5 protein-coding genes are annotated in these 7,569 nt (G+C 69.4%); 4 read left to right on the forward strand and 1 reads right to left on the reverse strand.

Annotated elements, in window-relative coordinates:
• Positions 1-156: 156 nt before the first annotated feature.
• On the reverse strand, positions 157-1,326 hold the full coding sequence (locus tag E0E39_RS00385) for a GIY-YIG nuclease family protein (RefSeq protein ID WP_245988148.1): 1,170 nt from the start codon (positions 1,324-1,326) through the stop codon (positions 157-159).
• A gap of 314 nt (positions 1,327-1,640) precedes the next feature.
• Between E0E39_RS00385 and E0E39_RS00390 the strand changes: the two genes are divergently transcribed.
• From E0E39_RS00390 to E0E39_RS00405, 4 genes are all read left to right on the forward strand, one after another.
• Entirely contained in the window at positions 1,641-2,216 is a 576-nt protein-coding gene (locus tag E0E39_RS00390) for a TetR/AcrR family transcriptional regulator (RefSeq protein ID WP_130872979.1), read from the forward strand.
• Positions 2,213-3,397, forward strand: coding sequence for an MFS transporter (locus E0E39_RS00395; RefSeq protein WP_130872980.1), 1,185 nt, complete (start codon positions 2,213-2,215; stop codon positions 3,395-3,397). Before E0E39_RS00390 ends, E0E39_RS00395 begins: the two co-directional genes overlap by 4 nt.
• Complete coding sequence (locus tag E0E39_RS00400) at positions 3,394-5,805, forward strand: PEP/pyruvate-binding domain-containing protein (protein ID WP_130872981.1); 2,412 nt, start codon at positions 3,394-3,396, stop codon at positions 5,803-5,805. The genes E0E39_RS00395 and E0E39_RS00400 overlap by 4 nt, the downstream gene beginning before the upstream one ends.
• 453 nt (positions 5,806-6,258) lie before the next feature.
• The coding region (locus E0E39_RS00405) for a DUF5979 domain-containing protein (RefSeq protein WP_165444574.1) at positions 6,259-7,569 on the forward strand (1,311 nt) is incomplete at its 3' end.

Raw genomic sequence — 7,569 nt, forward strand, 5'->3', positions numbered from 1 at the left:
GGAGGGTTTTGCCGGGGAGGCGGTTCTCGTTCGCGACGCCCCTGTTCGCGGGGCCCTACCCGGACGGCGAGAAGAGCTTGGCCAGCGAGACGGGGGTCGCGTTGCCGTCCTCCTCCCTGACCTCCGCGGCTTCTGCCTGCTCGGCCCGGCGTTCAATCATTTTCTCGCGGTGCTCCGCGCGACGTCGGGCGACGAGTTCGTGCTGCGGTTCCCGGCCCAGCAGGCTCTTCGAGATCTCGTCGAACGTGAGGAGGACGAGATCCTCCGGCGCGGCCACCCGGCGATGCTCCACCATGCGCCGCGCCACCTCGTCGAATGCCTGGTGGAAGACCGGGACGATCTCCAGCAGCAGGAGACCGTCCCGGCCGCGCCGGTGAGTATCCGCTGGGTTTTCGCGACGAGCCGGTGCCAGCGCGGGCGTTTCCTGAGCGGTAGTTTCCTCGCCACCCGTTTCGCGACATTCGTTCCGCGGGGCGAGCCGTCCAGTCCGTCGACGGGTTCGCTGCTCAGGGCGATGACCAGCAGCCGTGGCGGGAGTTTCGTCCGGGGGGAGAACGGCCAGTCGAGCCGGTCGAGGGGGACGGGCAGGTCGGAGAGGAAGGCGTCGATCCGCGATTCGAACCTGCGGCCCCTGGGCAGGGCGCGCAGTTTCTCGAGGATCAGGTTCTCAAGGTCCGCCGGGTTCCGGGTCTTCAGGATGTCGGCTTCCGGGATTTCCTCCACGCGTTCCGGCAGGTGGAGGTGCTGGGCGTCCTCCTGCAGCTCCTGGTAGCGCCTGAACAGGGAGGACAGGCGGCTCCTGCGGTCGACCAGCAACTGCAGGTAATGGGTCAGCACGTTGTCTGCCAGGTCGTCGGCGGCGTCGGGTCGTTTCCTGAGCAGGCGGTTGGCTCTCCAGTTCGTCCAGGCCAGGCCGAGGCCGTAGTACATCGCCCCGTTGCGCAGGCATTCCTGGAACAGGGCGGTGATGTCGTCGACCAGGGCCAGCAGGTCCTCGTCGCTCAGGGATCCGGCCTGCGCGGCGCGGTGCCGGAGGCGGTCGAGCCGGTTCCGGAGGAAACGCTCCTCCCACCGCCAGCGACTCGGGTTGTGTCGCAGGATCTTCAACAGCAGCCGGGGTGCGCGGAAGATCACGCCGGGTTTGATGCGGAGGGAGGACTTCTTCGCCGCCGCATCATCCGCGGCAGCCGGGTCCGCGTCGGATTCGGCACCCCAGTTCGCGATCAGGGTGGCCGGGTCCAGGTCGAGGCTGATGCCCGCCGAGGCCATCAGGTCGGTGATGACCTCGGCGACGGTGGCGACGGCGAACTCGTCCAGCGGGTACATCACCCAGTCGTCGCCCCGGCCGGGAAGAAGGCTCCTCGGATCCGGCGACCTCTCGGGGTTCGTCGTGGCGTTGATGATGGCTCCTTCTCGCTGCCCGTTACCACACCCAATTGTGTCAAATCTGCGGGGTTCGCCTGCCTTGTGGTCGTGTGCTTGCGCTGTAGCGCTGGCGTTCGACGGGAGGGCAAGCGTTTGCGGGGGAAGCTGGCGTTCGACGGGAGGATTGGCGTTCGACGGGGGGCGGCGCTGCCCATCCCAGTTTCTGACCTTGGTCAGATATTGACCAAGGTCAGGTTCTGGTCTAGCGTGGACCCATGAGCGATCGAGTGAGCCGCAGGCGCGCCAGGACCCGGGAGCGGATCTTCACCGAGGCCATGCGCCTGTTCGCCGAACGGGGATTCGACGCCGTCACCGTCGCCGACATCACCGAGGCCGCCGACATCGGCAAGGGCACCTTCTTCACGCACTTCCCCAGCAAACGCGACGTCTTCCGGTACCTGGGGGAGCAGGTCGTCCGGGTCGTCCTCGACGCGGACGTGGGCGACGGCACCGCCGAGGAACGCCTCCGGCGGATGCTCGACGCCGCCGCCGACTGGCTGGAGGCCCACCCCGAACCGGCTCGGCAGATGGTCAGGGCGCGTTCCTTCAACCTCTCCCTCGACCTCGGCTCGGAGAACCAGAAACGCTTCCACGGGGTCGTCGCGGACATCCTCACCGCGGGCCGCGACAGCGGCGAGCTGCGCGACGACGTGCCCCTCACCGATGCCGTCCTGGCGTTGCAGTGCAACTACTACATGTGCGTGCTGATGTGGGCCACGCACCCCGGCGGGGAGTCCCTGCGTGACCGGTTCGCCACCTCCCTCGACATCCTCCTGAACGGGCTGAAGTGAACCACCCCACCCAGAACCGCCGCGCCCTGCTGACCGCGGCGGGCGCGGGCATGGCGGCCTCCGCCATGATGCAGACCCTCCTGGGCAACGCCACCCCCCGCATCGTCGACGAACTGGCCGCCCCGGAACTGTACGGCTGGGTCGCCGGCAGCTACCTCGTCTGCTCCACCCTCCTGCTGCCGTTGTTCTCCCAGTACACCGACCGCATCGGGGCCCGCCGCGTCCTGGTGGCGGGGCACGCCTGTTTCCTGACCGGCACGCTGCTGATGTCCTGGGCGCCCACCATGCCGGCGCTGCTGGCCGCCCGGGCCGTCCAGGGAATCGGCGCGGCCGCCATCATGCCCGCCGTGCTCGCCGCGCTGGGGCTGAGCCTCGACGAAACCTCCCGCGCCCGCGCGCTCTCCCGGCTGGCGATCGTCCAGCTGGTAGCGAACCTGATCGGCCCGCCGCTCGGCGGCTGGTTCACCGACGGACCCGGGTGGCGGCTCGGGGTGCTGACCGGAGCGCCGTTCTCGCTGGTCGCGCTGCTCGCGGCCCGGAGCTTCCCCACCGCCGCCCCGCCCGAGGGCTGGTGGCGCATCACGGCGCGCAGGTCGTCGCCGCGCGATTCGTCGTCGCGTGGCGGTGGCCTCGGCGTCCTGGTGGTGCTCGCTGCCCTGTCCGGGGTGATCTCCATCGGCGCGATCACCTACGCGCCGCTGGCCCTGCAGGCGCTCCACGGCGTCGACGCCACCACCACCGGCTGGTTCCTCATCCCCATGCTCCTCGGGATCGGGACGGGAACCCTCGCCTCCGGGCGGCTCGCCCGGAGCTCCTGGGCGCGTCCCCTCGGCTGGGCCCTGAGCCTCGCAGGCCTGGTGCTGGCGGCCCTCCCGCAGCTCGTCGTCTTCCTGGCCGGCATCACCCTGACGGGTGCGGGTGCCGGCCTGATCCTGCCGCTGCTGCTCCTCGACGCACAGGCGTCCGCACCCAGGGACCACATGGCGCGGGCCAGCGGAATGCTGCAGTTCGGCCGCAACGCCGGTGCGGCCGCCGGGATCCCCGCCCTGAGCCTGTGGATCGTCTCCGGACTCGCGGCGGGCCCCGCCCTGACCGGTCTGTTCGCCACCCTGGCCGTCCTCGCCGCCCTCGGGCTGGTGGTGTGGCTCACCCGTGGCGGCACGAAGGAGAGGAAACCATGATCATCGGACTGGACCGGGTGCGCGCCACCGACATCCCCCTGGTGGGCGGCAAGGGAGCCAACCTCGGGGAACTGATCGCGGCGGGCCTCCCCGTCCCCGGCGGGTTCTGCGTCACCGCCGAGGCCTACCGGACCGCGATGGCGCCGCTGCGGGAGGAGATCGCCGGACTGCTGCGCTCCGGGCATCACGACCGGCTGCGGGAGCTCGTCGCCGCCGCCCCGCTGCCCGACGGGCTGGCCGAGCGGATCCGCGACGCCGTGGGGGACCTCGACGGGCCGGTCGCGGTGCGTTCCTCGGCCACCGCCGAGGACCTCCCGGACGCGTCCTTCGCGGGTCAGCAGGAAACCTACCTCGGGGTGGTCGGCGGGGACGCCGTCGTCGAGGCGGTGCGCCGCTGCTGGGCGTCGCTGTGGGGCGAGAGGGCCATCGCCTACCGCGACGAGCAGGGATTCGCCCACGACGACGTCGCCCTGGCGGTCGTGGTGCAGCGCATGATCCCGGCCGACGCCGCAGGTGTTGCCTTCACCGTCGACCCGGTCACCGGGCGCAGGCGGGTGGTGATCGAATCCGCCTGGGGACTCGGCGAGATCGTGGTCTCGGGTGCCGTGATCCCCGACTCCTTCGCCGTCGAACGCGGCCGCATCGCCGAACGAAACACCGGCGACAAACGCATCCGCATCGACATGACCACCACCGGCGCGACCACCACCACCGACCTCTCCGACGAGCAACGCGGCCGGGCCTCCCTCACCGACCACGACGCGCTCGCGGTGGCGCGGCTCGCCGAACGGGTCGAGCACCATTACGGCCGGCCGATGGACGTCGAATGGGCCCTGGCCGGCGGGAAAACGTGGCTGCTCCAGGCCCGGCCCATCACCACCGCCGCCCCGACGCGGCCACGACGGCGCACCGGGCGGGTGAGCCGCTTCATCCGCAACGACATCATCGAACACTTCCCCTCCCCGTGCCCCCTCGACATGGTGATGATCGATTGCCTGGTGCGGTGCCTCGACGCCGCCACCGGGTTCGCCGGGCTCCGGATGCGGCCCATCGCGGGGCTCGTCGGGATGGACGCCGACGGCGCCGTCACCATCGGCCATCCCCGGCTCTCGTGGTGGCGGCTGCCCGCCGGGATCGTGCGGATAGCCCGGACCCCGTGGCGCGACCCGCGCGGCTGGGACGCCGACACCGGGGCCAAGATACGGCGGTTCACCGCCCGGCTGCGCGACCTGCCCGTCGCGACGCTGCCCGGAACGGACATCGCCGACGTCCTGGCGGAGGCGTTCGTCCAGGCCGAGGCCATGGTGACCTCCCGTTTCATCGACTACCTCGGCTTCCACGTCCTGCGTGGGGTCCGGCTCCGCGCCCTGCTGCGCCTGGCCAGGGTGAAAACCCGGCCGGAGGACCTCCTCGGCGACCTCGACTACGCCACCGTCGTCGTCGACCGGGAACTCGGCCGGCTCGTCGCAGACACCCCGGAGCCGGTGCGGCGGCTGCTGGCGCAGGACCCCGTCGACGTCGATGCCGTCGCGCGCCGGGATCCCGAGTGGTGGGGGAGGGCCGAGGACTTCCTGGCGGAGCACGGGGCCCGCACCACCCGCATGTACCAGCCGTTCTCCAGTCGCTCGTGGCGCGACGACGTCCCCGCTTTCCTCGGGACGGTCGCGATGATGGCGCACGCCGAGCGGCGCGAACCGGTCGCCGCGCGCCCCCACGCCGACCTGCTGGCCGAGGCCGTCGGCCGGCTGCCCCGGTTCCTGCGCCGCCGTCTCCGGCGTCTCGTCGACGACTACCGCGCCGGGCACGTCACGCGGGAGGCCGGGGTCGTGGACTTCGAGGAGTTGGGGGAACAGATGCGCCGCCTGGCCCTCGAAGCGGGCCGCCGGATGGTGGAGGAGGGGCTGCTGGCCGAGCCGGGGGAGGTCGTGTTCCTCGGCTTTGACGAGCTGCTGGGCTGGCTGCGCGGCGAACCGATGGATGTCGCGGGGATCGTCGGGCGACGCCGCCGCGCACGGCCCCGCGCCCTGGCGGCGTGGCAGCCGGAACACGATCCCGTGAAACCGGGGAGCGGCATGACCGGGGTGGCGGCCAGCCCCGGGGTCGCGTCGGGGCCGGTGCGGATCATCACTGGCCCGGCCGAGTTCGCGCGCCTGCGGCCCGGCGACGTCCTGGTCTGCCGGGCCACGGACCCCGCCTGGACCCCGCTGTTCGCCTCCGCCTCCGCGGTGGTCGCGGAAACCGGGGGACTGCTGTCGCACGCCGCCATCGTCGCCCGCGAATACGGCATCCCCGCGGTGCTGGGGGTCCTTGAGGCCACCACCCGCCTCCACGACGGCAGGACCGTCACGGTCGACGGCGGCGCGGGTCGGGTACGAATCGAGGAATCGGCCCAATTCGTCGCCGGATGAAACCGGAAAACGGGTCCCGAGGCCTGTGAGGCTTATTCACAGGCTCTCCAAAGCTGGTTGGGCCGGCTTCAGGGAAGCTATGAATAAGCCTACGTTTCGAGGTTCAGGAATGGGTTTGATACATCGAGGTTTGTTCACAGGATGCTGGTTGAGCCAGCTCGTGAGCGCCAGCGAACGGCTGTGTCGAAACCACCCGGCGGCCGAGAAGCACACTCGGACCCCGGATTCCTCAGACACCCACGGGGTGGTCGCGTCTCGATCCTCGTCGCGGTCCGGGTCAACCAGCTTCGGAGAGGTCGTGAATTAATCCTCATCCTCGACAACATCGATCGTTAATACCTGGAAGTAGAGATGAAGTGAAACGCGCGAAGGGCTAGCATGACCATCGCTCCGGCGCTGAAACTTTTTTTCTCGTTGTCCGGAGCCGTTCGTCGAGAAGTGAAGGGGGATTCCGTGAGGAGAAGAACGACATCGCGAGCGGGGCGGCGATCAGCTGCTCTGCTCGTGTCGGCATTGACGGGTTTGACGGGGGCGTTGTTCGGCCCGTCATCCGCTCATGGCCTGATTGCGGATTCCGGCGGGGTGAATGCACCCAGCCTCGTGAGGCAGGATGACGCCAAAATCACGCCGATCGCGAACGGCGACATCGCCAATGAAGGTGTCCTGACCGGAGATCCGGCCGACGGGGTCAAGTGGACCATCACCACTCCGGGTGGTCGCATGACGGACAAGGACACGCTCACGATCAAGGACCAGTACGGCACGACCGGTTCCACCCTCGACGTGAAGGAGAACGGGGTCGCCCTTTACCGGGTCCGCAACACCGATCAGTGCCGGCAGAACAGAAGCTCCGCTGGCTGCAGCCAGGCCCTCTACCCCGAGGCAGGCGAAGCGACCGGCAAGACCACCGTGAACATCGACGATGACGCGGACAGCATCGACGTGATCTATGCCAATGGTGCCAAGTTCACCGATGAGTACATCTACGTCCTCGAGATCGGCCTCAAGGTCAAGGAAAAGATCCTGGCGGGAGCAAGGTTCAACAACGAGGCCCAGGTCAACGACAACCGTGTGCGTGCATCCGTTGCCAAGATTCCGGCCGGAGGCGAGAAACCGGCCGTGGGAAGCGTCACCGTCAGCAAGGTGTTCAATGATCAGGTACCCCCGCCGGGTGTCGGTCCGCAGTTCCTGCCTGTGCCGCAGACTGTCCGCAACCAGGTCCCGAACGCGAAACCGGTCCCGCCGGATGCGGTGTTCACCGTTCGCTACAGCTACACCTACGAGGGTGAGGAACGCAGTGGAACCCTCAGGATCACGGGGCCGGGACGGACGGCGACTCTGAACAACGTTCCCGTCGGGTCCGTCGTCACACTCACCGAGGACCAACCCGAAGTGCCCGGGGTCAGCTTCGGAGACCCGGTGTTCAGCGGACGCGATGTCACCGACGGTGTTCCGGACGCCCGGAGCGCCCAGGTCACGGTCAACGGCTTCTTCGGCACCTTCGTCCGCCTGAAGAACCCGATCGCCACGAAACTCGCTACCGTCGAGGTGACGCCGGGGGTGTGTGCGCCGGGTGCGACGGAACCGTCGGAGCCCACGGTGACGATCGGTGAGAGTGAGGACGTCACCTACTCCCAGCCGGAGATCACCAAGGACGGGAAACAGGTGACGGTGAAGGTCACCGCCACCCCGGCTGCGGGGAGAACCATCGATGGTGGGAATCTGCCTGAGGGGTGGGTGGCCAATGGTGATGGTTCTTTCACG

Origin of the sequence: [Pseudopropionibacterium] massiliense, assembly GCF_900607225.1 — a bacterium.
GTDB classification, from domain to species: Bacteria; Actinomycetota; Actinomycetes; order Propionibacteriales; family Propionibacteriaceae; genus Arachnia; species Arachnia massiliensis.

Coding starts and splice junctions, on each gene's coding strand:
- E0E39_RS00390 (WP_130872979.1), top strand. CDS start 1,641: ATGAGCGATCGAGTGAGCCGCAGGCGCGCCAGGACCCGGGAGCGGATC.
- E0E39_RS00400 (WP_130872981.1), top strand. CDS start 3,394: ATGATCATCGGACTGGACCGGGTGCGCGCCACCGACATCCCCCTGGTG.
- E0E39_RS00385 (WP_245988148.1), bottom strand. CDS start 1,326: ATGTACCCGCTGGACGAGTTCGCCGTCGCCACCGTCGCCGAGGTCATC.